The 23,097-nt window shown below is 63.5% G+C and carries 22 protein-coding genes; 10 read left to right on the top strand and 12 right to left on the bottom strand.

The window, feature by feature from the left end:
• Positions 1 to 4 precede the first annotated feature (4 nt).
• The 6 genes from hscB to uvrB all read right to left on the bottom strand — a co-directional run bounded on the left by hscB (position 5) and on the right by uvrB (position 5,517).
• Positions 5 to 523: a Fe-S protein assembly co-chaperone HscB gene (gene hscB / locus QTI24_RS01585; RefSeq protein WP_286597877.1), complete on the bottom strand. Its 519-nt coding sequence runs from the start codon at positions 521 to 523 to the stop codon at positions 5 to 7.
• A gap of 60 nt (positions 524 to 583) precedes the next feature.
• Positions 584 to 907: an iron-sulfur cluster assembly protein IscA gene (gene iscA / locus QTI24_RS01580; RefSeq protein WP_286597876.1), complete on the bottom strand. Its 324-nt coding sequence runs from the start codon at positions 905 to 907 to the stop codon at positions 584 to 586.
• Position 908: 1 nt separating this feature from the next.
• Positions 909 to 1,322, bottom strand: coding sequence for a Fe-S cluster assembly scaffold IscU (iscU, locus tag QTI24_RS01575; RefSeq protein WP_286597875.1), 414 nt, complete (start codon positions 1,320 to 1,322; stop codon positions 909 to 911).
• Positions 1,323 to 1,340: 18 nt separating this feature from the next.
• Complete coding sequence (locus QTI24_RS01570; RefSeq protein WP_286597874.1) at positions 1,341 to 2,561, bottom strand: IscS subfamily cysteine desulfurase; 1,221 nt, start codon at positions 2,559 to 2,561, stop codon at positions 1,341 to 1,343.
• A gap of 72 nt (positions 2,562 to 2,633) precedes the next feature.
• Complete coding sequence (iscR, locus tag QTI24_RS01565; protein WP_028253560.1) at positions 2,634 to 3,170, bottom strand: Fe-S cluster assembly transcriptional regulator IscR; 537 nt, start codon at positions 3,168 to 3,170, stop codon at positions 2,634 to 2,636.
• A 229-nt stretch (positions 3,171 to 3,399) separates the two neighbouring features.
• The gene (gene uvrB, locus QTI24_RS01560) at positions 3,400 to 5,517 is read right to left on the bottom strand and encodes an excinuclease ABC subunit UvrB (RefSeq protein ID WP_286597873.1); all 2,118 of its coding nucleotides are present in this window, start codon (positions 5,515 to 5,517) and stop codon (positions 3,400 to 3,402) included.
• A gap of 110 nt (positions 5,518 to 5,627) precedes the next feature.
• Between uvrB and QTI24_RS01555 the strand changes: the two genes are divergently transcribed.
• The 3 genes from QTI24_RS01555 (at position 5,628) to QTI24_RS01545 (ending at position 9,018) form a co-directional block, all read left to right on the top strand.
• Complete coding sequence (locus QTI24_RS01555) at positions 5,628 to 6,824, top strand: amino acid aminotransferase (protein ID WP_286597872.1); 1,197 nt, start codon at positions 5,628 to 5,630, stop codon at positions 6,822 to 6,824.
• Positions 6,825 to 6,980: 156 nt separating this feature from the next.
• Positions 6,981 to 8,384, top strand: coding sequence for a polyhydroxyalkanoate depolymerase (locus QTI24_RS01550; RefSeq protein WP_286597871.1), 1,404 nt, complete (start codon positions 6,981 to 6,983; stop codon positions 8,382 to 8,384).
• 4 nt (positions 8,385 to 8,388) lie between these two features.
• A complete protein-coding gene (locus QTI24_RS01545; protein WP_286597870.1) occupies positions 8,389 to 9,018 on the top strand; it encodes an RnfABCDGE type electron transport complex subunit B in 630 nt (209 codons plus the stop codon).
• A 39-nt stretch (positions 9,019 to 9,057) separates the two neighbouring features.
• On the opposite strand, the gene QTI24_RS01540 is transcribed toward QTI24_RS01545, so the two are convergent.
• Genes QTI24_RS01540 through scpA form a run of 5 tightly spaced genes read right to left on the bottom strand, consistent with a single transcriptional unit; the run spans position 9,058 to position 16,395 of the window.
• On the bottom strand, positions 9,058 to 9,534 hold the full coding sequence (locus tag QTI24_RS01540) for a VOC family protein (RefSeq protein WP_286597869.1): 477 nt from the start codon (positions 9,532 to 9,534) through the stop codon (positions 9,058 to 9,060).
• Positions 9,531 to 11,579 (bottom strand): acetyl-CoA carboxylase biotin carboxylase subunit, encoded by a 2,049-nt coding sequence (locus tag QTI24_RS01535; RefSeq protein ID WP_286597868.1) that lies wholly within the window; start codon positions 11,577 to 11,579, stop codon positions 9,531 to 9,533. The genes QTI24_RS01540 and QTI24_RS01535 overlap by 4 nt, the downstream gene beginning before the upstream one ends.
• Before the next feature lie 15 nt (positions 11,580 to 11,594).
• Positions 11,595 to 13,127 carry an acyl-CoA carboxylase subunit beta gene (locus QTI24_RS01530; protein WP_286597867.1) on the bottom strand — a complete coding sequence of 511 codons (1,533 nt, stop codon included), beginning with the start codon at positions 13,125 to 13,127 and terminating at the stop codon, positions 11,595 to 11,597.
• A 47-nt stretch (positions 13,128 to 13,174) separates the two neighbouring features.
• The gene (gene meaB / locus QTI24_RS01525) at positions 13,175 to 14,233 is read right to left on the bottom strand and encodes a methylmalonyl Co-A mutase-associated GTPase MeaB (RefSeq protein WP_286597866.1); all 1,059 of its coding nucleotides are present in this window, start codon (positions 14,231 to 14,233) and stop codon (positions 13,175 to 13,177) included.
• A 2-nt stretch (positions 14,234 to 14,235) separates the two neighbouring features.
• Positions 14,236 to 16,395 carry a methylmalonyl-CoA mutase gene (gene scpA / locus QTI24_RS01520; RefSeq protein ID WP_286597865.1) on the bottom strand — a complete coding sequence of 720 codons (2,160 nt, stop codon included), beginning with the start codon at positions 16,393 to 16,395 and terminating at the stop codon, positions 14,236 to 14,238.
• A gap of 132 nt (positions 16,396 to 16,527) precedes the next feature.
• Between scpA and QTI24_RS01515 the strand changes: the two genes are divergently transcribed.
• The gene (locus QTI24_RS01515; protein WP_286597864.1) at positions 16,528 to 17,175 is read left to right on the top strand and encodes a GntR family transcriptional regulator; all 648 of its coding nucleotides are present in this window, start codon (positions 16,528 to 16,530) and stop codon (positions 17,173 to 17,175) included.
• 120 nt (positions 17,176 to 17,295) lie between these two features.
• Here the strand turns inward: QTI24_RS01515 and dusA are convergent, their stop codons facing one another.
• A complete protein-coding gene (dusA, locus tag QTI24_RS01510; RefSeq protein WP_286599237.1) occupies positions 17,296 to 18,264 on the bottom strand; it encodes a tRNA dihydrouridine(20/20a) synthase DusA in 969 nt (322 codons plus the stop codon).
• A 51-nt stretch (positions 18,265 to 18,315) separates the two neighbouring features.
• Between dusA and QTI24_RS01505 the strand changes: the two genes are divergently transcribed.
• From QTI24_RS01505 to QTI24_RS01480, 6 genes are all read left to right on the top strand, one after another.
• Positions 18,316 to 19,560: a tyrosine-type recombinase/integrase gene (locus QTI24_RS01505; protein ID WP_286597863.1), complete on the top strand. Its 1,245-nt coding sequence runs from the start codon at positions 18,316 to 18,318 to the stop codon at positions 19,558 to 19,560.
• 84 nt (positions 19,561 to 19,644) lie between these two features.
• Entirely contained in the window at positions 19,645 to 19,959 is a 315-nt protein-coding gene (locus tag QTI24_RS01500) for a hypothetical protein (protein WP_286597862.1), read from the top strand.
• Between the two features lie 145 nt (positions 19,960 to 20,104).
• Positions 20,105 to 20,281 carry a hypothetical protein gene (locus QTI24_RS01495; protein ID WP_286597861.1) on the top strand — a complete coding sequence of 59 codons (177 nt, stop codon included), beginning with the start codon at positions 20,105 to 20,107 and terminating at the stop codon, positions 20,279 to 20,281.
• Complete coding sequence (locus QTI24_RS01490) at positions 20,278 to 20,532, top strand: helix-turn-helix transcriptional regulator (protein WP_286597860.1); 255 nt, start codon at positions 20,278 to 20,280, stop codon at positions 20,530 to 20,532. The genes QTI24_RS01495 and QTI24_RS01490 overlap by 4 nt, the downstream gene beginning before the upstream one ends.
• Complete coding sequence (locus tag QTI24_RS01485; RefSeq protein ID WP_286597859.1) at positions 20,533 to 21,015, top strand: hypothetical protein; 483 nt, start codon at positions 20,533 to 20,535, stop codon at positions 21,013 to 21,015.
• A gap of 175 nt (positions 21,016 to 21,190) precedes the next feature.
• On the top strand, positions 21,191 to 22,927 hold the full coding sequence (locus QTI24_RS01480; protein WP_286597858.1) for an AAA family ATPase: 1,737 nt from the start codon (positions 21,191 to 21,193) through the stop codon (positions 22,925 to 22,927).
• The last annotated feature ends 170 nt before the right edge of the window (positions 22,928 to 23,097 follow it).

The following is a 23,097-nucleotide window of genomic DNA, read 5'->3' as shown; positions in this document are numbered from 1 at the left end:
GGCGCTATTGTCCCCACTGATCGGACTTGGTTTCGATGTCTTCGGCAAAGCGCTCTATGAACATGAGGGCTCTCACCTGACGCGCGGCGGCGGGATAGTCGCCTTTTTCGTCGATGAGCCTATCCAGCGACGCCAGCGCGCGCGCTCGTCCGGCTTCCACTTCGGCCCGCAGCTTGTCGAGCGCGTCGGCATCGCTCGCCTCGTCCAGTTCTTCCCGCCATGCGATCTGCTGCATCAGGAAATCCGACGGCATCGCCGTGTTGTTCTCTGCATTGATGGGAGCGCCGTTCAGCTCGCACAGGTAGGTGGCGCGCTTGATCGGGTTCTTGAGCCGTTGATAGGCCTCGTTGATGCGCACCGACCACTGCATGGCCACTCGCTGCGCCGCGGCACCTTGCGCAGCGAAACGATCAGGATGAGCCTCGCGCTGCAGTTCCTTCCAGCGGGCGTCCAGCGTGGCGCGGTCCTGCGCGAAAGTCGCCGGCACGGCGAAAAGTTCGAAGTCGGTGTCGTTCAGATTCATGGCGTTAAAAAGCCGCCAGCACATGACATGGTGGCGGCTCGGTCGCGAGGCCGGTCGGGATCAGATGCGAAAGCTTTCGCCGCAGCCGCAACGGTCGCGTTCGTTCGGGTTGTTGAACTTGAAGCCTTCATTGAGGCCCTCGCGAACGAAGTCCAACTGCGTGCCGTCGATATAGGCCAGGCTCTTGGGGTCGACCAGGACTTTGATGCCATGGTCTTCGAACACCACGTCTTCGGGCGCGAACTCGTCCACGTACTCGAGCTTGTAGGCCAGGCCCGAGCAGCCCGTGGTCTTGACGCCCAGCCGCACGCCCACGCCCTTGCCTCGTTTGCCGAGGTAGCGTGTGACGTGGCGCGCGGCCGATTCGGTCAGAGTCACAGCCATGTCAGTGAACGGCTTCCGTCGTCGCGGCGGCGACGCCGTGCTTGGCCTTGTAGTCGCTGACAGCGGCCTTGATCGCGTCTTCCGCCAGGATCGAGCAATGGATCTTGACGGGTGGCAGGGCCAGTTCTTCGGCGATCTGCGCGTTCTTGAGCGCAGCGGCCTCGTCAAGCGTCTTGCCCTTGACCCATTCGGTCACGAGCGAGGACGAGGCGATCGCCGAGCCGCAGCCGTAGGTCTTGAAGCGCGCATCTTCGATCACCCCGGTTTCCGGGTTGACCTTGATCTGAAGCTTCATGACGTCGCCGCAGGCCGGCGCGCCGACCATGCCGGTGCCCACCGAATCGTCACCCTTTTCGAAGGAGCCGACATTGCGGGGATTTTCGTAGTGGTCAATGACCTTGGATGAGTAAGCCATGGGGTACCTCTTTGAACTTTAATGAGCCGACCACTGGATCGTGCTGATGTCGATGCCGTCCTGAAACATCTCCCACAACGGGCTCAGTTCGCGGAGCTTGGCGACGTTGTGCTTGATGGTCGAGATCGCATAGTCGATTTCTTCCTCGGTCGTGAAACGGCCGATCGTCATTCGCAGACTGCTGTGCGCGAGCTCGTCGCTGCGACCCAGGGCGCGCAACACATAGCTGGGCTCGAGGCTGGCGGAGGTGCAGGCGGATCCGCTGGAAACGGCCAGGCCCTTGATGCCCATGATCAGCGACTCGCCCTCGACATAGTTGAAGCTCATGTTGAGGTTGTGCGGCACGCGGTGCTCGAGATCTCCGTTGATGAAGACCTGCTCCACGTCCTTCAAGCCATTGAGAAGGCGCTGCTGCAGGGCGCGGGCCTTGGCGATGTCTTCCTTCATGTCGAGCTTGGCGAGCCGGAAAGCCTCGCCCATGCCCACGATCTGGTGCGTGGGCAAGGTGCCCGAGCGCATGCCGCGCTCGTGACCACCGCCGTGCATCTGGGCTTCGAGCCGCACACGCGGCTTGCGGCGCACGTACAGCGCGCCAATGCCCTTGGGGCCGTAGGTCTTGTGCGAAGCCAGGCTCATCAGGTCGATCGGCAGGTTCTTGACGTCGATCTCGACCTTGCCAGTGGCCTGCGCGGCGTCGACGTGAAAGATCACGCCCTTTTCGCGGCAGATATTGCCCAACGCCACGACGTCCTGGATCACGCCGATTTCGTTGTTCACGAACATGACGCTCGCGAGGATGGTGTCCGGACGAATGGCGGCCTTGAATGCCTCCAGATCGAGCAGGCCGTCTTCCTGGACGTCCAGGTAGGTGACTTCGAAACCTTGGCGCTCGAGTTCACGCATGGTGTCGAGCACGGCCTTGTGCTCGGTCTTCACCGTGATCAGGTGCTTGCCCTTGCCCTTGTAGAAATGGGCCGCGCCCTTGAGAGCGAGGTTGTTCGATTCGGTGGCGCCGGACGTCCAGACGATCTCTCGCGGATCGGCGCCGATCAGGTCGGCCACGTCGGCGCGGGCCTTTTCCACGGCTTCTTCCGCCTCCCATCCCCACGCATGACTGCGCGACGCCGGATTGCCGAAATGCTCGCGCAACCAGGGAATCATTGCGTCGACGACGCGCGGATCGACCGGCGTGGTCGCGCCGTAGTCAAGATAGATCGGGAAATGAGGAGTGACGTCCATGGCTGGCTCAGGCTGGCGTGGGGTTTAATCTTTATCGAAACGATTCGATCGGCGCCCGGAGGCGCCGTCGGCTCACGATTTGGCGAAGGCGTTGCCCAGTGCAAACACGGAATTCGGGGCGTTGACGCGAATCGGTTTGACCACTGGCTGGCTGGAAATCGCACGCTTGACTGCCGGCTTGTTCTCGATCTGCACGCCCTTCGCGATCTGGTCGTCGACCAGTTTCTGCAGCGTGACGGAATCGAGGAATTCCACCATGCGCTGGTTCAGCGAGGCCCAGAGCTCATGGGTCATGCAACGACCCGCTTCGCCGAGGCAGTTTTCCTTGCCGCCGCACTGGGTAGCGTCGATGGGCTCATCGACGGAAACAATGATGTCTGCCACGGTGATATCCGCGGCCTTGCGGCCGAGCGAATAGCCGCCGCCGGGGCCACGGGTCGACTCGACCAATTCGTGACGACGCAGCTTGCCGAACAATTGCTCGAGGTAGGACAACGAAATCTGCTGCCGCTGGCTGATTGCGGCCAGCGTGACCGGACCGGTGTTCTGGCGCAGTGCCAGGTCGATCATGGCTGTAACCGCAAAGCGGCCTTTGGTAGTGAGACGCATCGCAAGCTCCTTGAGTGCTTACCGTTGAAATGACACCTTGGCACCAGGCCTTGGTGACGTCGTCTCCGCCCTGCCCGACCCCGGCTTACCTGGTGAACCAGTTATTAGGAGTCGGCCCTTCATCGCGAAGTTTCTTTGTTGTTGAGTATTTCGCTCAAGTATAGCAGAAGGCCCTCCGGCCTGCTGGGGTAAACCCGATTGCAGTCCGGGACCCGGCCGGGCGGTCGCGTCAGGCGGGCGGGACGGCGACGTTGTCGTGCCCTGGCCCGCCGAAAGCCTGTTCGCGCAGCAACGCCAACTGGTCGCGCACGCGGGCCGCTTTCTCGAATTCGAGGTTGCGCGCATGCTCGAGCATGGTCTTCTCGAGCCGCTTGATCTCGCGGGCGATGTCCTTTTCGGACATGTCCTCCACCTTGGCGCGCTCCAGGTCACGCTTGGCGGCTTCCTTGCCCGATTTTTCGCTGTAGACGCCGTCGATCAGGTCGCGAACCTGTTTCACGATACTGCGCGGCGTGATGCCGTGGGCCTCGTTGTGAGCGATCTGCCTGGCGCGCCGGCGCTCGGTCTCGTCGATGGCCTTCTTCATCGAGTCCGTCATGCGATCCGCGTAGAGGATGGCTTTGCCGTTCAGGTTGCGCGCCGCCCGGCCGATGGTCTGGATCAGCGAACGCTCGGCACGCAGGAAGCCTTCCTTGTCGGCATCGAGGATAGCCACCAGCGACACCTCGGGAATGTCCAACCCTTCGCGCAGCAGGTTGATGCCGACCAGGACATCGAAGGTGCCAAGACGCAGATCGCGCAAAATCTCGACCCGCTCCACGGTATCGACGTCGCTGTGCAGATAGCGCACCTTGACGCCGTTGTCGCCCAGGTAGTCCGTCAGTTGTTCGGCCATGCGCTTGGTGAGCGTGGTGATCAACACGCGCTCGTGCTTGTCGACCCGGAGACGAATCTCCTGCAGGACGTCATCGACCTGATGGGTGGCGGGCCGAACCTCGACCTCCGGATCGATCAGTCCCGTCGGTCGGACGAGTTGTTCCACCACGTTTCCGGCGTTGTCTTTCTCGTACTGCGCCGGTGTGGCAGAGACGAAGATGCACTGCCGCATGCGCGTCTCGAATTCCTCGAACTTCAGGGGCCGGTTGTCGAGCGCCGAAGGCAGGCGGAAGCCGTATTCGACCAGCGTGGTCTTGCGCGCACGGTCGCCGTTGTACATGCCGCCGAGTTGGCCGATCATCTGATGGCTCTCGTCGAGAAACATCAGCGCGTCCTTCGGCAGGTAGTCGGTCAGCGTGGCTGGCGGTTCGCCAGGCGCTGCGCCCGAAAGGTGGCGCGTGTAGTTCTCGATACCCTTGCAGTGGCCGATCTCGGCGAGCATCTCGAGGTCGAAGCGGGTGCGCTGCTCGATGCGCTGCGCCTCGACCAGCTTGCCCTCGGCGACGAAGAACTTGAGCCGGTCGTCGAGTTCGAGCTTGATGGTCTCGACCGCGCTCAGCACCTTGTCGCGCGGCGTGACGTAGTGGCTGGACGGATAGACCGTGAAGCGGGGGATCTTCTGGCGAATGCGTCCCGTGAGCGGATCGAACAACTGCAGCGTCTCGATCTCGTCGTCGAACAGCTCGATGCGGATCGCCAACTCGCTGTGCTCGGCCGGAAACACGTCGATCGTGTCGCCGCGCACGCGGAAGGTGCCGCGCGAGAAATCCTGCTCGTTGCGCGTGTACTGCATGCGGATCAAGCGCCCGATCACGTCGCGCTGGCCGATCTTGTCGCCCACCCGCATGATGAAGCGCATCTGCGTGTAATCCTCGGGCGTGCCGATGCCGTAGATGGCGCTCACGGTCGCCACGATCACCGTGTCGCGCCGCTCCAGCACGCTCTTGGTGGCCGACAGGCGCATCTGCTCGATGTGTTCGTTGATCGAGCTGTCCTTCTCGATGAACAGGTCGCGCTGAGGCACATAGGCCTCTGGCTGGTAATAGTCGTAATAACTGACGAAATACTCGACCGCGTTCTTGGGGAAGAACTCGCGGAACTCGCTGTAGAGCTGGGCGGCCAAGGTCTTGTTGGGTGCGAAAACGATCGCGGGACGGCCCATCCGCGCAATCACATTGGCCATGGTGAAAGTCTTGCCCGAGCCGGTTACGCCCAGCAGCGTCTGGAACACCTCACCATCCTGCAAACCCTCGACCAATCCGGCGATCGCGGCCGGCTGGTCGCCGGCGGGCGGATAAGGCTGGAACAGTTCGAATGGCGACCCGGGAAACGTGATGAATTCGCCCTGCGGGGCAGGGCCCACGGGGTCGGCGTGTTGCCGCTCTGGAATGACTTCGGAGGTTTCTGGCATGGCGTGACTCTGGGAGGTGGTGGCGCGGCCGGTAAAATTCAAGCGAACCGGGCAGCGTAACGCAGGTCCGGCGTTCACGTGAACCGATCACCCCCCAAAGGACTTTTCCAATGTCAATGTTCACCGCCGTCGAGATGGCGCCACGCGACCCGATCCTGGGACTCAACGAGCAATACGCCGCCGACAGCAATCCGAAAAAGGTCAACCTCGGCGTGGGCGTGTACTACGACGACAACGGCAAGCTGCCGCTGCTTTCTTGCGTGCAAGCCGCGGAATCAGACATGATGAAGGCGCCCAGCGCGCGCGGCTACCTGCCCATCGACGGCATCGCCGCCTACGACAACGCGGTGAAGGGCCTCGTCTTCGGCGCCGACAGCGAGCCGGTGAAGTCCGGTCGCGTCGCCACGATCCAGGCCATCGGCGGCACGGGCGGCTTGAAGGTCGGCGCCGACTTCCTGAAGAAGCTCAGCCCGTCCGCCAAGGTGCTGATCAGTGATCCGAGTTGGGAAAACCATCGCGCGCTGTTCACCAACGCCGGTTTTGAGGTCGAGAGCTACCCGTACTACGACGCAGCCAAGCGCGGCATCGACTTCGAAGGCATGCTCGGCGCCCTCAAGGCCGCACCGGCTGGCACCATCGTCGTGCTGCATGCTTGCTGCCACAACCCGACGGGCTATGACATCACCGCGGCCCAGTGGGACCAGGTGATCGCCGCCGTCAAGGCCGGCAACCTGACCCCCTTCCTCGACATGGCCTACCAGGGGTTCGGCCACGGCATCGCCGAAGATGGCGCGGTAATCGGCAAGTTTGTCGAAGCCGGCCTGACCTTTTTCGTGTCGACCTCCTTTTCCAAGAGCTTCAGCCTGTACGGCGAGCGCGTGGGCGCCCTGTCGGTGCTCTGCGAGAGCAAGGAAGAAGCCGCCCGCGTGCTGTCGCAGCTCAAGATCGCCATCCGCACCAACTACAGCAACCCGCCGATCCACGGTGGCGCGGTGGTGGCTGCTGTGCTCAACGATCCGGCGCGCCGTGCCGTGTGGGAAAAGGAGCTTGCCGAGATGAGGGTGCGCATCAAGGCCATGCGTCAGAAGCTGGTCGACGGCCTGAAGGCCGCCGGCGTGAAGCAGGACATGAGCTTCATCACGACCCAGATCGGCATGTTCAGCTACTCGGGCCTGACCAAGGACCAGATGGTGCGCTTGCGGGAGGAATTCGGCGTCTACGGGACCGACACCGGCCGCATGTGCGTGGCGGCGCTCAACAGCAAGAACATCGACTACGTTTGTCAGAGCATCGCCAAGGTGATTTAAACCATGACGGCGGCGCGTGCAACCGCGCGCTGCTTTCAGGCCGTTTCGTGGAGAACTCACGAATGTCGCGGCTGTGTCAGTTTCGTGGGGGGCTCCCCCTACTTTGAGCACAGGGCTACTGATATATTGCATTGCAATAACTATCTGGCCCCTCCGATGCTCTACCAACTTTACGAAGCACAGCGCTCCCTCATGGAGCCGTTTGCAGACTTCGCGCAGGCCGCCTCCAAGCTCTACGGCCAAGGCGCCGTCTTCGGACAGACGCCGATCGCACAGCGCATGGCCGCCGGCTACGACCTGCTTTATCGTCTGGGCAAGGATTACGAGAAGCCCGAATTCGACATCAAGACCGTCAAGGTGGACGGGCACGACGTTGTGATCCACGAAAGCGTCGAGATCGAGAAGCCCTTCTGCCAGTTGCGCCGCTTCAAGCGCTTCACGGACGAGCCGCACATCCTCCACACGCTGAAAAGTCAGCCCGTGGTCCTGATCGTGGCCCCGCTGTCGGGCCATTACGCGACGCTGCTGCGCGACACCGTGCGCACCATGCTGCAGGGTCACAAGGTCTACATCACCGATTGGGTCAATGCCCGCCTCGTGCCACTGTCCGAGGGCGAATTCCACCTCGACGACTACATCAACTATGTCGAGGACTTCATTCGTTACTTGCAGGCTGAGTACGGCAACTGCCATGTCGTCAGCGTCTGCCAGCCCACGGTGCCTGTGCTGGCGGCGGTGTCCCTGATGGCCAGTCGGGGCGAGAAGACACCGCTGTCGATGACCATGATGGGCGGCCCGATCGACGCGCGCAAGTCGCCGACCGCGGTCAACAACCTGGCGATGAACAAGAGCTTCGAGTGGTTCGAGAACAACGTGATCTACCGCGTGCCGGACGGCTTCCCGGGCGCCGGCCGCCGCGTTTACCCCGGCTTCCTGCAGCACACGGGCTTCGTCGCGATGAACCCGGATCGTCACGCGAGCAGCCACTACGACTACTTCAAGAACCTGATCAAGGGTGACGACGCGAGCGCCGAGGCGCACCGCACCTTCTACGACGAGTACAACGCCGTGCTCGACATGGATGCGGACTACTACCTCGACACCATCCGCACCGTGTTCCAGGATTTCGACCTTGTCAACGGCACATGGGAAGTGAAGAACCCCGAAGGCGAGCGTGAGCCCGTGCGTCCGCAGGACATTCACTCCACCGGGCTGCTGACGGTCGAAGGCGAACTCGACGACATCTCCGGCTCCGGACAGACCCGCGCCGCGCACGAACTGTGCACCGGCGTCTCAGCGGACGAACAGCACCACTACGAAGTCAAGGGTGCCGGCCACTACGGCATCTTCAGCGGTCGCCGTTGGCGCGAACAGGTCTATCCGAAAGTGAAGGCCTTCATCGAAGCGCACGACAAGCCGCAAAAGCGCGCCGACAAAGCAACGGTCCTGACGGCGGAAGACACGATCAAGCCGACGGCAGCGCCGAAGAAGCGTGCCGCCGCGGCCCGGAAGACGGCGCCTGCGCGGCGGTCGCGTTCGGCTGTACGCACGTCCCCATGAGATCGTGAACACCCTGGCCGCGCGCCTCCTGGAGGCGCTGCCGCAAACGCAGTGCACACGCTGCGGCTATCCTGATTGCGCGGGCTACGCAGACGCGATCGCGGCAGGGGAGGCAGGCATCGATCAATGTCCGCCGGGCGGTGCTGAAGGGGTGGCTCGCTTGTCGGAGCTCACCGGCAAACCGGTCCGGCCGATCGACCCGAAGTTCGGCGTCGAGGGCCCTCGGGCGATGGCGGTCATCGACGAATCCTGGTGCATCGGCTGCACCTTGTGTCTCGATGCGTGCCCGACCGACGCGATCCTCGGAATCCACAAGCGCATGCACACCGTGATCGAGGCGCATTGCACAGGCTGCGAGCTCTGCATCCCGGTCTGCCCGGTCGACTGCATTTCGCTCGAAGTGGCAACGCCCGGCCGAAGCGGGTGGCAGGCGTGGTCACAAGCGCAGGCGAACCACGCACGAAGCCGCTATGAAGCGCATGGCCGGCGGCGCAGGATGCCCGAATCTTCCGTCGTCAAGGCACCGGAAGGCTCGCCGGATACGACAGCCCCGGCGGATCGCAAGCGCGCCATCGTCGAGGCTGCGCTGGCTCGTGCACGAGCCGCGAGCGCAGCCAAGACAGGCATCAAATAGCCGGCGCCGCCAGGGCGCCGGACAGAGGCTCCCGCAGGCTTAACCTGTCGCGAGAGCCGCAAAGGCCTTGACCACTTCCGGCGGCGCCTGGACCAGTTCGATCAACACCCCCTCGCCTGCGATCGGAAATTCATCGTTGGCCTTGGGATGTAAAAAGCAGATGTCGAAGCCGGCCGCCCCCTGACGAATCCCACCTGGCGCGAATCGCACACCCTGCCCGGTGAGCCATTCGACCGCCTTCGGGAGGTCGTCGATCCAAAGCCCCACGTGGTTCAAAGGTGTGGTGTGAACCGCAGGCTTTTTCTCGGCGTCCAGCGGCTGCATCAGATCGACCTCGACCTTGAACGGCCCACTGCCGATCGCGCAGATGTCCTCGTCGACGTTTTCACGCTCGCTCTTGAAGGTGCCGGTGACTTCGAGCCCCAGCATCTCGACCCAGAGTTTCTGCAGCCGGCCCTTGTCTGGCCCGCCGATCGCGATCTGCTGGATACCCAGCACCTTGAATGGACGGCTCATGCAAACTCCATGATCACCTGGTCAACGGAAAGCGACTCACCCTTCGCTGCAACGATGCTGGCGACCACGCCATCCTGCGTCGCAAACAATACGTTCTCCATCTTCATCGCCTCGATCACCGCCAGTTTCTCGCCGGCCTGCACCTGCTGGCCGGGCTTCACGGACACCTCGACGAGCAGGCCCGGCATCGGCGACATCAGGAACTTGCTCAGGTCAGGCGGCGCCTTGAATGGCATCAGCTTCAGCAGCCGCGCGCCGAGCGGCGAAAGCACCAGCCCCTCGATCTGCGTGCCGTTGTGCGACACGCGCAGCGACAGCGGGTTCTTGCCCGCGCCACGTTCCACCTGCGCGATGAATGCGCGCCCGTTGACGTTGCCTTCCACCCGGATGCTGCCGAGCGACGCCTTGCTGTCGATCTTGTAGTTGCGATCGCCCACCGCCACGGCGCTGGAGCCCGTCTGTCCATGGAAATCGGTGACCGACACACGCTTGTGCACGTGCTCGCCCTCGTCATCCAGAACGACCACCACGAACTGCTCGCCCACCTTGACTCCGTGTCCTTCAAGTTGGCCGCTGATACCCGATGCGCGCGCACGATACCGGCGGTGCATGAAGGCCGCCAACGCGACGAGGAAATCCGGATCGTCGTGCGGCACGTCTTCCGCATGGAAGCCCTTGCCATAGTGCTCGGCAATGAAGCCGGTGTTGAACTCGCCGCTCACGAATTTCGGATGCGCAAGCAGCGCCGCCTGGAACGGGATGTTGCTGCTGATGCCGCGAATCACGAAGCCATTGAGCGCCTCGCGCATCAGGGCAATGGCATGCGCGCGATCGCGGCCATGGACAATCAACTTGGCGATCATCGAGTCGTAGAACATCGGGATCTCGCCGCCGTCGTAGACGCCCGTATCCACCCGAATGCCGTAGAGATGCCGGGTATCCGCCGAGAACATGGTCTCCTTCGGCGGCTGGAATCGCACCAGTCGGCCGGTCGAAGGCAGGAAGTTGCGAAATGGGTCTTCGGCGTTGATACGGCACTCGATGGCCCATCCGTCGCGCTTCACATCCTGTTGCGCCAGCGGCAGCTTCTCGCCCGCCGCGACGCGGATCATCAATTCGACCAGGTCGAGCCCGGTGATCGCCTCGGTCACGGGATGCTCCACCTGAAGCCGCGTATTCATCTCGAGGAAGTAGAAGCTCTGGTCTTTGCCGACCACGAACTCCACCGTGCCCGCGCTCTGGTAGTTCACCGCCTTGGCCAGCGCCACCGCCTGCTCGCCCATGGCCTTGCGCGTCGCTTCGCTGATGAAGGGCGATGGCGCTTCCTCGATCACCTTCTGGTGCCGGCGCTGGATGGAGCACTCGCGCTCGTTCAGGTAGATCACGTTGCCGTGCGAGTCGCCCAGCACCTGGATCTCGATGTGGCGTGGCTCCTCGACGAACTTCTCGATGAAGACCCGGTCATCACCGAAGCTGTTGCGCGCTTCGTTGCGGCAAGAGGTGAAGCCGTCGAAGGCATCCTTGTCGTTGTAGGCCACGCGCAGACCCTTGCCACCGCCGCCGGCCGATGCCTTGATCATCACGGGATAGCCGACGTCCTTGGCGATCTCGACCGCGCGCTCGGCCGTTTCGATGGCGTCGTTCCAGCCCGGAATGGTGTTGACCTTGGCCTCGTTCGCGAGCTTCTTCGAGGCGATCTTGTCGCCCATCGCGGCAATCGAGTAGTGCTTGGGGCCGATGAAGGCGATGCCCTCTTCCTCGACCTTCCTCGCGAAGGCTTCGTTCTCGGACAGGAAGCCGTAGCCCGGGTGCACCGCTTCGGCGCCGGTCTGCTGGCAGGCCGCGATGATGCGGTCCGCCTGCAGATAGCTCTCACGACTCGGCGAGGCGCCGATATGCACTGCCTCATCGGCGAGTTCGACATGGCGCGCGTCCTTGTCGGCATCGGAATAGACAGCCACCGTGAGGATGCCCATCTTCTTGGCGGTCTTGATGACGCGGCAGGCGATTTCGCCGCGGTTGGCGATCAGGATTTTCTTGAACATGTTCTTCTTTCCGGCTTACAGCGGAATGTTTCCGTGTTTACGCCACGGGTTTTCAAGCTTTTTCTCGCGCAGCATGACCAGCGAGCGGCAGATCCGCTTGCGCGTCTCGCTTGGCAAGATCACGTCGTCGATGTAGCCGCGCGTGCCCGCCACATACGGGTTGGCAAAGCGCGCCTTGTACTCGGCCTCGCGCGCAGCAAGCTTTTCGGGGTCGTTCTTGTCTTCGCGGAAGATGATCTCCACTGCGCCCTTGGCGCCCATCACCGCGATCTCGGCACGCGGCCAGGCGAGGTTGACGTCGCCGCGAAGGTGCTTCGACGCCATCACGTCGTACGCACCACCGTAGGCCTTGCGCGTGATGACGGTGATCTTCGGCACCGTGCATTCGGCATACGCATAGAGCAGCTTGGCGCCGTGCTTGATGATGCCGCCGTACTCCTGGCTGGTGCCGGGCATGAAGCCGGGCACGTCGACGAAGGTCAGCACCGGGATGTTGAACGCGTCGCAGAAACGCACGAAGCGCGCCGCCTTGATCGACGACTTGATGTCGAGGCAGCCGGCTAGCACCAGCGGCTGGTTCGCCACGATGCCGACGCTCTGTCCTTCCATGCGCGCGAAGCCGATCACGATGTTCTTCGCGTAGTCGGGCTGCAGTTCGAAGAAGTCGCCGTCGTCGACCACCTTCACGATCAGCTCCTTCATGTCGTAGGGCTTGTTCGGGTTGTCGGGCACCAGCGTGTCGAGCGAAAGATCAGCGCGGTCCGCCGGGTCGCCGCTGGGACGCACGGGTGGCTTCTCGCGGTTGTTGAGCGGCAGGTAGTTGTAGAGCCGGCGCAGCATCATCAGCGCCTCGACGTCGTTCTCGAAGGCCATGTCGGCCACGCCGCTCTTGGTGGTGTGCGTCAAAGCCCCGCCCAGTTCCTCGGCAGTCACGTCCTCGTGCGTCACCGTCTTCACCACTTCGGGACCGGTGACGAACATGTACGAGCTGTCCCGCACCATGAAGATGAAGTCGGTCATCGCCGGCGAATACACCGCGCCGCCCGCACAGGGGCCCATGATCATGCTGATCTGCGGCACCACGCCTGAGGCCATCACGTTGCGCTGGAACACGTCGGCATAGCCGCCGAGCGAAGCCACGCCTTCCTGGATGCGGGCACCGCCCGAATCGTTGAGGCCGATGACCGGCGCGCCGACCTTCATGGCCTGGTCCATCACCTTGCAGATCTTCTCGGCATGGGCCTCGCTGAGCGCGCCGCCGAAGACGGTGAAGTCCTGGCTGAAGATGAAGACCAGGCGGCCGTTGATCATTCCGTAGCCGGTGACCACGCCATCGCCCGGGATCTTGTTGTCGGCCATGCCGAAGTCGCTCGATCGATGTTCGACAAACATGTCCCACTCTTCGAAGGTGTTGTCGTCGAGCAGCAGTTCGATGCGCTCGCGCGCGGTCAGCTTGCCCTTGGCATGCTGCGCGTCGATGCGCTTCTTGCCACCGCCGAGCCGCGCCTGTTCACGGCGTTTTTCAAGTTGTTCGAGGATTTCTTTCATGGCGTTTCGTCGGGAGAGTTGATCTTGTGGAGGTGGCAGGCGACAGGCTACGCTCGTCCGGCCTGCGCGGCGAGCAGATTGCGCGCAGCGGTCGATGCAGGCAGCGTGCCTGCCGCCACCTGGGCGATGGCTTGGGGCAACAGTTCGCGTACCTGCGGGTGATGGCGGAATGCCTGCTTGAGCCCGGCGTCGATGCGCTCCCACATCCATGAGAGCGCCTGCTTTTCGCGGCGCGTGGCCAACTTGCCGTTGGCGGTCTGCAGCGCCTTGAACTGCAGGACCGCATCCCAGAATACGTCGATGCCGGTGCCGGCCAATGCGCTGAGCTGGATCACCTTGGGCAGCCAGAAGCGCACTTCCGCTTCGGGGGAACCCGGCACGGCGTGAGCCGCGTGCATCACCTGTGCATGCGCCGGGTTGCCGTGGTGACCGAAAAGACGCAGCGCCGACGCAATCTGCGCCTGCGCGCGGGTCGCCGCATCCTTGTCGATGTCGGCCTTGTTGATGACGACCAGGTCGGCCAGTTCCATCACGCCCTTCTTGATGGCCTGAAGGTCATCACCGGCGTTCGGCAGTTGGAGCAGCACGAACATGTCGGTCATGCCAGAGACCGCAGTCTCGCTCTGGCCTACGCCGACCGTTTCGACGATCACGATGTCGTAGCCGGCGGCTTCGCATACCAGCATCGCCTCGCGCGTCTTCTCTGCGACGCCGCCGAGCGTGCCCGACGACGGGCTCGGGCGGATGTAAGCGCGCTCGTGCACCGAGAGCTTTTCCATGCGTGTCTTGTCGCCGAGGATCGAGCCGCCCGAGACGGTGGATGACGGGTCGACGGTGAGCACCGCCACGCGGTGGCCGCGCTCGATCAGGAACAGCCCCAACGCCTCGATGAAAGTCGACTTACCAACGCCGGGTACGCCCGAAATCCCGAGCCGGAACGAATTCCCCGTGTGAGGCAGCAAGGCAGTGAGCAATTCGTCCGCCTGCGCGCGATGGTCGTCGCGGGTCGATTCGAGCAGCGTGATCGCCTTGGCGATCGCGCGGCGCTGCACAGCACCATCCGAGGTCGCCAGCGATTCAGCCGTGACCGGTGTTCGAACCGGCATGTTCAGGCCGCTACTGCTGCACGAATCTGTTCCAGCACGTCCTTGGCGCTGGCGGGGATCGGGGTGCCCGGGCCGTAGATGCCCTTCACGCCGGCTTCGTAGAGAAAGTCGTAGTCCTGGCGCGGAATCACGCCGCCCACGAACACGATGATGTCGTCGGCACCCTGCTTCTTGAGCTCTTCGATGATGGCTGGCACGAGCGTCTTGTGGCCGGCAGCCAGCGTGCTGACGCCCACAGCGTGCACGTCGTTCTCGATTGCCTGGCGCGCACATTCCTCGGGCGTCTGGAACAGCGGTCCCATGTCGACGTCGAAGCCCAGGTCGGCGAATGCGGTCGCGACGACCTTCGCGCCACGATCGTGGCCATCCTGCCCCAATTTGGAGATCATGACGCGCGGGCGCCGGCCCTGCTCCTCGGCGAAGGCAGCGATCTCGTGCTGGAGCGCTTCCCAGCCTTCCGCGGAGTCGTAGGCGGCAGCGTAGACGCCCGTCACCTTCTGCGTGTCGGCGCGGTGGCGACCGTAGACCTTTTCCAGCGCATCGCTGATCTCGCCGACCGTGGCGCGCAGGCGCACGGCCTGGATGCTCAGGTCGAGCAGATTGCCTTCGCCACTTTCCGCGGCAGCGGTGAGTGCATCGAGCGCGGCCTGCACGGCGGCGCTGTCACGCTTCTCGCGGATCGCCTTGAGCTTGGCAATCTGCCCGTCGCGCACCTTGACGTTGTCGATCTGCAGGATGTCGTGCGTGTCCTCTTCCTTGAGCTTGTACTTGTTGACGCCCACGATCACGTCCCTGCCCGAATCGATCCGGGCCTGCTTGTCGGCGGCTGCCGCCTCGATCTTGAGCTTGGCCCAGCCGCTGTCGACCGCCTTGGTCATGCCGCCCATGGCCTCGACCTCTTCGATGATGGCCCAGGCCGCATCGGCCATGTCCTGCGTGAGCTTTTCCATCATGTAGCTGCCAGCCCACGGGTCGACCACATTGGTGATGTGCGTCTCTTCCTGGATGATCAACTGCGTGTTGCGCGCGATGCGCGCGCTGAACTCGGTGGGCAGCGCGATGGCTTCGTCGAGCGCGTTGGTGTGCAGGCTCTGCGTGCCGCCGAACACCGCGGCCATGGCTTCGATGGTGGTGCGCACGACATTGTTGTACGGGTCCTGCTCGGTCAGGGACCAGCCCGAGGTCTGGCAGTGCGTGCGCAGCATCAGGCTCTTGGGGTTCTTCGGGTTGAACTCCTTCATGATCCGGCACCACAGCAGGCGCGCGGCTCGCATCTTGGCGACTTCGAGGTAGAAGTTCATGCCAATGGCCCAGAAGAAGCTCAGCCGGCCGGCAAAGCCGTCGACATCGAGCCCCTTGGCGAGCGCGGTCTTCACGTATTCCTTGCCGTCGGCCAGCGTGAAGGCAAGTTCGAGCGCCTGGTTGGCGCCGGCTTCCTGCATGTGATAGCCGCTGATCGAGATCGAGTTGAACTTCGGCATCTTCTGCGCCGTGTACTCGATGATGTCGCCAATGATCCGCATGCTCGGCGCGGGTGGGAAGATGTAGGTGTTGCGGACCATGAACTCCTTGAGGATGTCGTTCTGGATGGTTCCGCTCAGCTGGTCCTGCGCGACGCCCTGTTCCTCGGCCGCGACCACGTAGCCTGCCAGCACCGGCAGCACCGCGCCGTTCATCGTCATCGAGACGCTCACAGTGTCCAGCGGGATCTGGTCGAACAGGATCTTCATGTCCTCGACCGAATCGATCGCCACGCCGGCCTTGCCGACGTCGCCGGTCACGCGCGGATGGTCGCTGTCGTAGCCGCGATGGGTCGCGAGGTCGAAGGCCACGCTGACGCCCTGCCCGCCCGCGGCAAGCGCCTTGCGATAGAAGGCGTTCGATTCTTCCGCTGTCGAGAAACCCGCGTACTGGCGGATGGTCCACGGACGCACCGAGTACATGGTGGCTTGCGGGCCACGCAGGTAGGGCTCGAAGCCCGGCAGCGTGTCGGTGTACTTCAGTCCCTGCAAGTCGGCCGCGGTGTAGAGCGGCTTGACGGTAATGCCGTCAGGGGTGATCCAGTTCAGTGCCTTGAGATCCCCGCCGGGGGCCGATTTGGCGGCGGCCTTGGTCCAGGCTTCGAGTGTGGCGGTGGAAAAAGTGATGTCGGATTTGCTCATGAGCGCCGCTTTGCAGGTCGTGCGAGTGTGTCGGGAGTGTCCGCGCAGGAGCGGCACAGTTCAAATTCGATCGCTAGTCTAACCGATCCGTAATTATTAATTCAAAGATCGAACTTGGGGTACATTCCAGCCATGTCTGCTGTCACCCTCACACCGCGCGCCCTCTATGAAGAAGTGGCCGAACTTCTGCGCCAGCGCATCTTCAGCCGGGAGCTCGAACCCGGAGGCTGGATCGACGAGCTCAAGCTGGCCGACGAATACGGCATTAGTCGCACGCCCCTGCGCGAGGCGCTGAAGGTGCTGGCGGCCGAGGGCCTGGTCACGATGAAGGTGCGGCGAGGCGCCTACGTGACCGAGGTCTCGGAGAAGGATCTGGCGGACGTCTACCACCTGCTCAGCCTGCTGGAGAGCGATGCCGCGGGCGTGGTCGCCGAGCACGCGACGGAAGCCGAGCTGGCTGAGCTCGATGCCCTGCATGCCGAGCTCGAAGCCGCCGCGGCGCCGGGCCACATCGATCGCCAGAACTTCTTCGCGATCAACGAGCGCTTCCACATGCGGCTGCTCGCGATCGCCGACAACCGCTGGCGCGACCAGATGGTCGCCGACCTGCGCAAGGTGATGAAGCTCAACCGCCACAACTCGCTGTTGAAGTCCGGCCGCATCGGCGAGTCGCTGAAGGAGCATCGGGCCATCATGGCGGCGATCAAGGCGCGCGATGCCGCCGAGGCCATGGCGCGGATGCAGCGGCACTTCAGCAACGGCCTGGAAGCAGCGAACTAGGCTCGCCCCCAGGCTGCGCGCACTTCGTGTCGCTTCGCCTACCCCCTGCCGGGGGCAATACCGGCGGACCGGCGGAGCCGGGTCCGCGGTATTCCTCGATCTGGCTGCCTTCGCTTTCGCTTAGGCAGCCTGCTCGGCCGGGTCGTGGGCGATCGCCATCACCTCGTGGGGGGGGCGGGACTTGAGGCGGTGGTCGCTCCAGACCTGGCGCCAGCGGCGGGCGCCTGGGAGGCCATTGCGCAGGCCGAGCATGTGGCGGGCGATGTTCGACCATGGCGTGCCGTGCTCGGCGGCCTCTCGGGCCATGTAGTCGCACATCTGGCGCTCGACCTCTTCCCGTGTCAGCGTCGAAGGTGCCTCGCCGTAGAAGACTGCATCCCATTCGACCAGCCACCAGGGGTTGTGATAGGCCTCGCGGCCGATCATCACGCCGTCGAGCAAGCGCAGGTGCGCATGCATCTGCGCGTTGTCGTTGAAGCCGCCGTTGATCGAGAAATGCAGCGCCGGAAAGTCGTGTTTGAGCCGATGCACCAGCTCATAGCGCAGCGGCGGCACTTCGCGGTTCTGCTTGGGGGACAGGCCCTTGAGCCAGGCGTTGCGTGCATGGACGATGAAGGTTTCGCAGCCCGCTTCGCTCACCTTGCCCACGAAGTCGCGCACGAATTCATAGCTTTCGATCTTGTCGATGCCAATGCGGTGCTTGACGGTGACGGGCACATCCACCACATCGACCATCGCCTTCACGCAGTCGGCCACCAGCTGCGGCTCGTTCATGAGGCACGCACCGAAGGCGCCGCGCTGCACGCGCTCGCTCGGGCAGCCGCAGTTGATGTTGATCTCGTCGTAGCCCCACTCCTCGCCCAGCTTTGCGCAATGCGCCAGATCTGCCGGCTCGCTGCCGCCGAGCTGGAGCGCGACAGGATGCTCCTCGCTGTTGAAACGCAAGTGGCGCGGGACGTCGCCGTGGATGAGCGCGCCGGTCGTCACCATCTCGGTGTAGAGCAGCGTGCGCCGCGTGAGGAGGCGATGGAAGTACCGGCAGTGGTGATCTGTCCAATCCATCATTGGAGCAATAGAGATTTTCAAAATCTATATTCCTTTATCCATCTTGTTTTCCACGTTAGGAACCGCAAACATTCCATGCCCATTTTCACGAAAAATGGGCAGGAAATGGGCACGGAATGTGCCATTTCTGTATCATTGATGCACAGAAATTTGGGCACGGATTGGGAACACGACATGGCTTCATTTTCGCAACTACCTTCAGGCTCTTGGCGCGTTCAGGTCCGGCGCAAGGGCATCGATCGCACAGCGACCTTCCAGAGCAAGCCTGAGGCTCGCAAGTGGGCGGCAGAGATCGAGGCGCAGGTCCGCGTCGTTGCTGCGGGCGGCCATGCGCCGCTGCCATCGGCGACCACTGTCAGTCAATTGGTCGACCTCTACAACGAGAGCGGCATCACCGACAAGCAGGGCAGGACCAAGCGTGCTTCCTTGGCGATGCTCCGCCGCGAAATCGGCAACGTGAAAGTGTCCCAACTGAGTGCGATCACCCTGCGTGATCTGATCGACCGCCGACAGAAGCAAGGCGCGGGCGGCGTCACGATCGCGGCAGATTTGAGCTTCTTGAGCAGCGTCATGAAATGGGCAAAGCATGTCCGGCACCTTGACGTTCCAGAGCGCCTCGCACTGGACGCACGAGCATCGCTGAAGCATCGCAAGCTCAACACCCGCAGCACGGAGCGCGACCGTCTGCCGACGCCCGCCGAACTGGACAAGCTTTTTCATCACTGGGAAGTGCAGGCCCTCAAGCTGGGGATGATGAACCGCGACATGACGCCGATGCGGGAGCTGGTCGAGTTCGCTATCGCGTCGGCCATGCGCATCAGCGAGGTCTGCCGCATCACCTGTGAAGATGTCGACGAAGAAAAACGCTCTGTGTGGATTCGTGACCGCAAGGACCCGTCCGAGAAGGTCGGCAACGATCAACTGGTGCCGTTGCTCGGGCCGGCATGGACCATGGTGGAGGCCGCGCTGCACGAGCGGAGATCGGGCTTCCTCTTTCCTTACAACGCGGGCTCCGTTTCCACGTTGTTCACCCGCGCCGTCAAGGCTTGCAAGATCAAAAACCTGCGCCTGCACGATATGCGCCATGAAGGCATCACACGGTTGTTCAAGGCCGGTCTTCAAATTCCGCAGGTGATGAAGATCAGCGGGCACAAGGACCCGAAGATGCTGATGAGGTATCTCAACTTGAGCACTGAGGACGTGCATGCGGCGTATGACCGCCACAACCCATGCCCCACCGCGCCGGCCGTGGTACCTGCCGAAACGTCGGCCCCGGCCGCAAGGCCGCGTCGGCTGCGACTGGTGGAAGCTGCCGCATAGGGGGACACAATGACGCGCAGGGCCGAGCGTTGCGACACGCCCGGCCCCCGCTGACCCTGATCCACCTGAGCGAGAGGTGATCCCATGGCTACCCGCAATCGTACTGAAGCGGCAGTGCCCCATCGGCACCGCCTCCCTCTGCCCGGCATGCCGGAGGACGACGTGCTCGTCACCAAAGCCGCGTTGATTCGCCTGCTCAGTGCGAACTGGCCCCGAATCGTCCGGGACCTCAATCGCCCTGGTAGCAATGGCTTGCGCAAGGCAGCCGGCTTTCGCGTCGGCCAAGGACGCCAAGGACTGTACTGGCAGGGCCGGGCGGAACAGTGGGCCAAGGCGCATGACCGGTGGGTCGTGCGGGCGGCCGTTGCCGTGTCCAGCGTTTTCGCACAGCGTGGGTGAGACCCGATAAGACTCGGAAGTCCTTTGTTCCCGCTGTTTTGTCGCATTAATCGCTTCTCCGACTCACAACTCCACCATCGCCAGATATGTGAACAATGCAGAAGCATTGGCCCGGCCCTTCGGCGGGGTTTGATGGGGATGCATCGTGACTGCAATCGACAAAAAGGCGCTGCCGACGAGCATGCCGAGCGTGCCGCAGAAGGTCGTGGAGCTGCACCCGGACCAGACTGCTAACGCGAAGCGCCGGGCCTTGCGGGGTACCTACAGTGGCAAGCCCTATACCGACGGTCAGACCGTTCGCGTCGTTCGGAGCCGGCGATGAGCACGCAGGACAATCTGGAAGCCGTTCAGCGAACCCTGGCTGAAAAGCTCAACTGCACGATTGAAGCCGACCTCGCCAAGCTCGCCGGGGTCAAGCCCGATTCGGTAGTCGACTGGCGTCGCCGTGGTCAAGGCCCCCCATACGTGAAGCTCGGGACGACGTTCCTCTATCCGAACCCGCATCTGGCGGCATGGCTACATAGCCGAATACGCGGCACCGACGCAGACGGACGTTCGCCAGCAATCCTTTGAATGATGGTCAGCCTGCGTATCGGCACGACCAAGAAAGGGCGACGCCCGCGACCGTCACAAGCGGCGGCGTCTTTCGGAAAAACCGCTGCGAAGGACCACGATTCCGTCGCAGCGAACTCTGGAGCCAACCAGATGGAAACGGATTCTCCGCCCGATCCGGTAGCACCGCAAACCGCAGCCGGCCAGCTACCCCTTTCCGAAGGCGCGACCGTGCCGCCATCGGCCCCATACGGGCAGGTGGATGGCAAGACAGCCGCCTACCTCGCCACCATCCCGACCAAGCACCGCCCGCGCATGGCCCATGTGCTGGGCGGCGGTCATGCGACCCACCGTGACCGCATCACGGCCATGTGCCTGACCTGCTCCGGGTTTCAGTTCGAAGAGGTCCGCGAGTGCATGGTCCGCAAATGCCCGCTGCAGGCAGTGAGACCCTATCAGATCGCAGACACGGGTCACGAACCTGGTGAGGAGGTGCAGTCATGACCGGACCCAGCACCAGCACCCCGGACAAGCCTAAGCCGCCGCCAAGCCGTGGCGGCAATAAGTGGTACCGCGAGCAGGCGGCTTACGAAGGCCGCTGGCGTCCGCCATGGACAGAAGCGTGTTGGCCGATGTGGTTGCCAGCACTTGCGCCGCGTCAGCGTGAAGAGGTCATGCAATGAGCGTTGCACTGACGGATGCAATCTACCGCGTGGACGGAGGGCAACGTGACGCGGACGGTGCAAACCAGCGCGTGCCGCCGCACAGCATCGAAGCTGAGCACAGCGTGCTCGGTGCCCTGCTGATGGACAACGGCGCGTGGCCGGAGGTCGCCACCACTCTGCAGGCTGGGCACTTCTACCAGCATGAGCATCGACTGATCTTTGGTGCGCTCGCCACGATGATGAGCCAAGGTCAGGTTGCTGATGTCATCACCGTGGCCGAACACTTCGAGCGCAACGGCGGGGCCGAGCAAGTCGGCGGGTTGGTCTACCTCGATCAACTGAGGCAATGCGTCTGTAGTGCCAGCGCCATCGGTGCCCACGCAGCCATCGTGCGTGACTGCGCAACCAGCCGTCAGGCCATCGCCCTGCATGACCGGGCCAAAGAAGGGCACTTCAAACGCGACCAGATCAGCCTGCGTGATGCGGGTGAGGCAACGAGGCAGGCCCTGCTGCTGCTGGAGGACGCAAACGAGCCGCAGCGGCTGCAGGCGCACACCCTCAATCTCGTGGACCTTGCGAGCCACCCGCAGGATCCGCCCGCCTTCGTCATCCCTGAGTGGTTGCCTGAGGGATGCGTCACCCTCCTGGCTGCGCACGGTGAAGGCGGCAAGTCGCAGATCGGCCTGCTCATCGCAATCTGCATCGCGGCTGGCCTGCCCGTGCTCGGCACCCCGCCGCGACCGCCGCGCCGGGTGCTCTTCTACTCGTGCGAGGACGGCTTGCCAATCCTGAACTGGCGCGTCCAGCAGTACTGCAGCGCCCTGGGCATCACGCCGGACACCTTGGACGGCTGGCTCTTCGTCGTTGACGCCGCTGACCTCGACGACCCCGAACTGTTCGAAGAGCAGCGCGGCACAGTCGGAAGGCTCACGCGCAGCTACCAGGAACTGCGTGCCCTGATGGCCGCTGAAGCCATCGACATCGTGGTGATCGACAACGCCTCGGACACCTATGCAGCCAACGAGATCAGCCGTCCTGCCGTGCGGGCCTTCATCCGTTCGCTGCGGCACCTCCTGCCCTCGCGCCACACGGGCGCGGTGCTGCTCCTGGCTCACGTCAACCGCGCCGCCAGCGTGTCGAACACTGCCGGCCAGCAGTGGAGTGGCAGCACCCAATGGCACAACAGCGTGCGCAGCCGCTGGGAGCTGACCCGCCGCAAGGCCGATGCCGAGCAGGAGGACGATGACGATGACGCGGCGGGGCCACCTGCCCCCTACATCCTGAAGCGTGCCAAGGGCAACTACGCCCCGGCTGGTGGCACCGGCCTGCATTTGCACTGGGACCCCCGCCACGGCGTCATCCTTCCCGACGAGCAGCCCGGTCCGGCAGTGGTGCATGCCATCGAGCACCCCAACGACGAGCGCATCCTGCTCAAGGGGTTCGCCGCAGCCAGGATGCAGGGCCAGCGCATCTCGTCCAGCCTCACGGCCAACAACAACGCGGCCAGGATTCTGGCAATCATGGTGCCGGACCTGCCCAAGCGATTGCGCGAGATGAAGAAGCTGAATGGCGTGCTGCAGTTGCTTCAGGCACGGGGCCTTCTCGCCATCGCGGAGTACCTCGGCAGCAACGGCACCAGCAAGAGACTGGAATGGGTGCTGACCGATCAGGGCCGCACAGCGGCTGCCGCGCAGGCATGGTTTGCTCCCGCATCGGCTCCCGCATCGGCTGAGCAAGGGGCGGGTGCATGAGCAACCTGCGCGGGGAGTCAACCGCTCCCGCGCCCCTCGGCTGCTCTCTCTCTCGCTCCCCCCTATATACCCCCACCGCATGCGGGAGCACGCGGTCCGCCATGGGCTCCCCGCTGCTCGCGCATGAGATTTGCGCTAACTCCAAATGCGCGAGCGATGCGCGAGCAAGG

The sequence above is a fragment of the Variovorax sp. J22P240 genome (genome assembly GCF_030316855.1).
Taxonomy (GTDB): Bacteria; Pseudomonadota; Gammaproteobacteria; order Burkholderiales; family Burkholderiaceae_C; genus Variovorax.
Note: the sequence above shows the minus strand (reverse complement) of the source record. Positions and strands in the feature narration are given on the sequence as shown.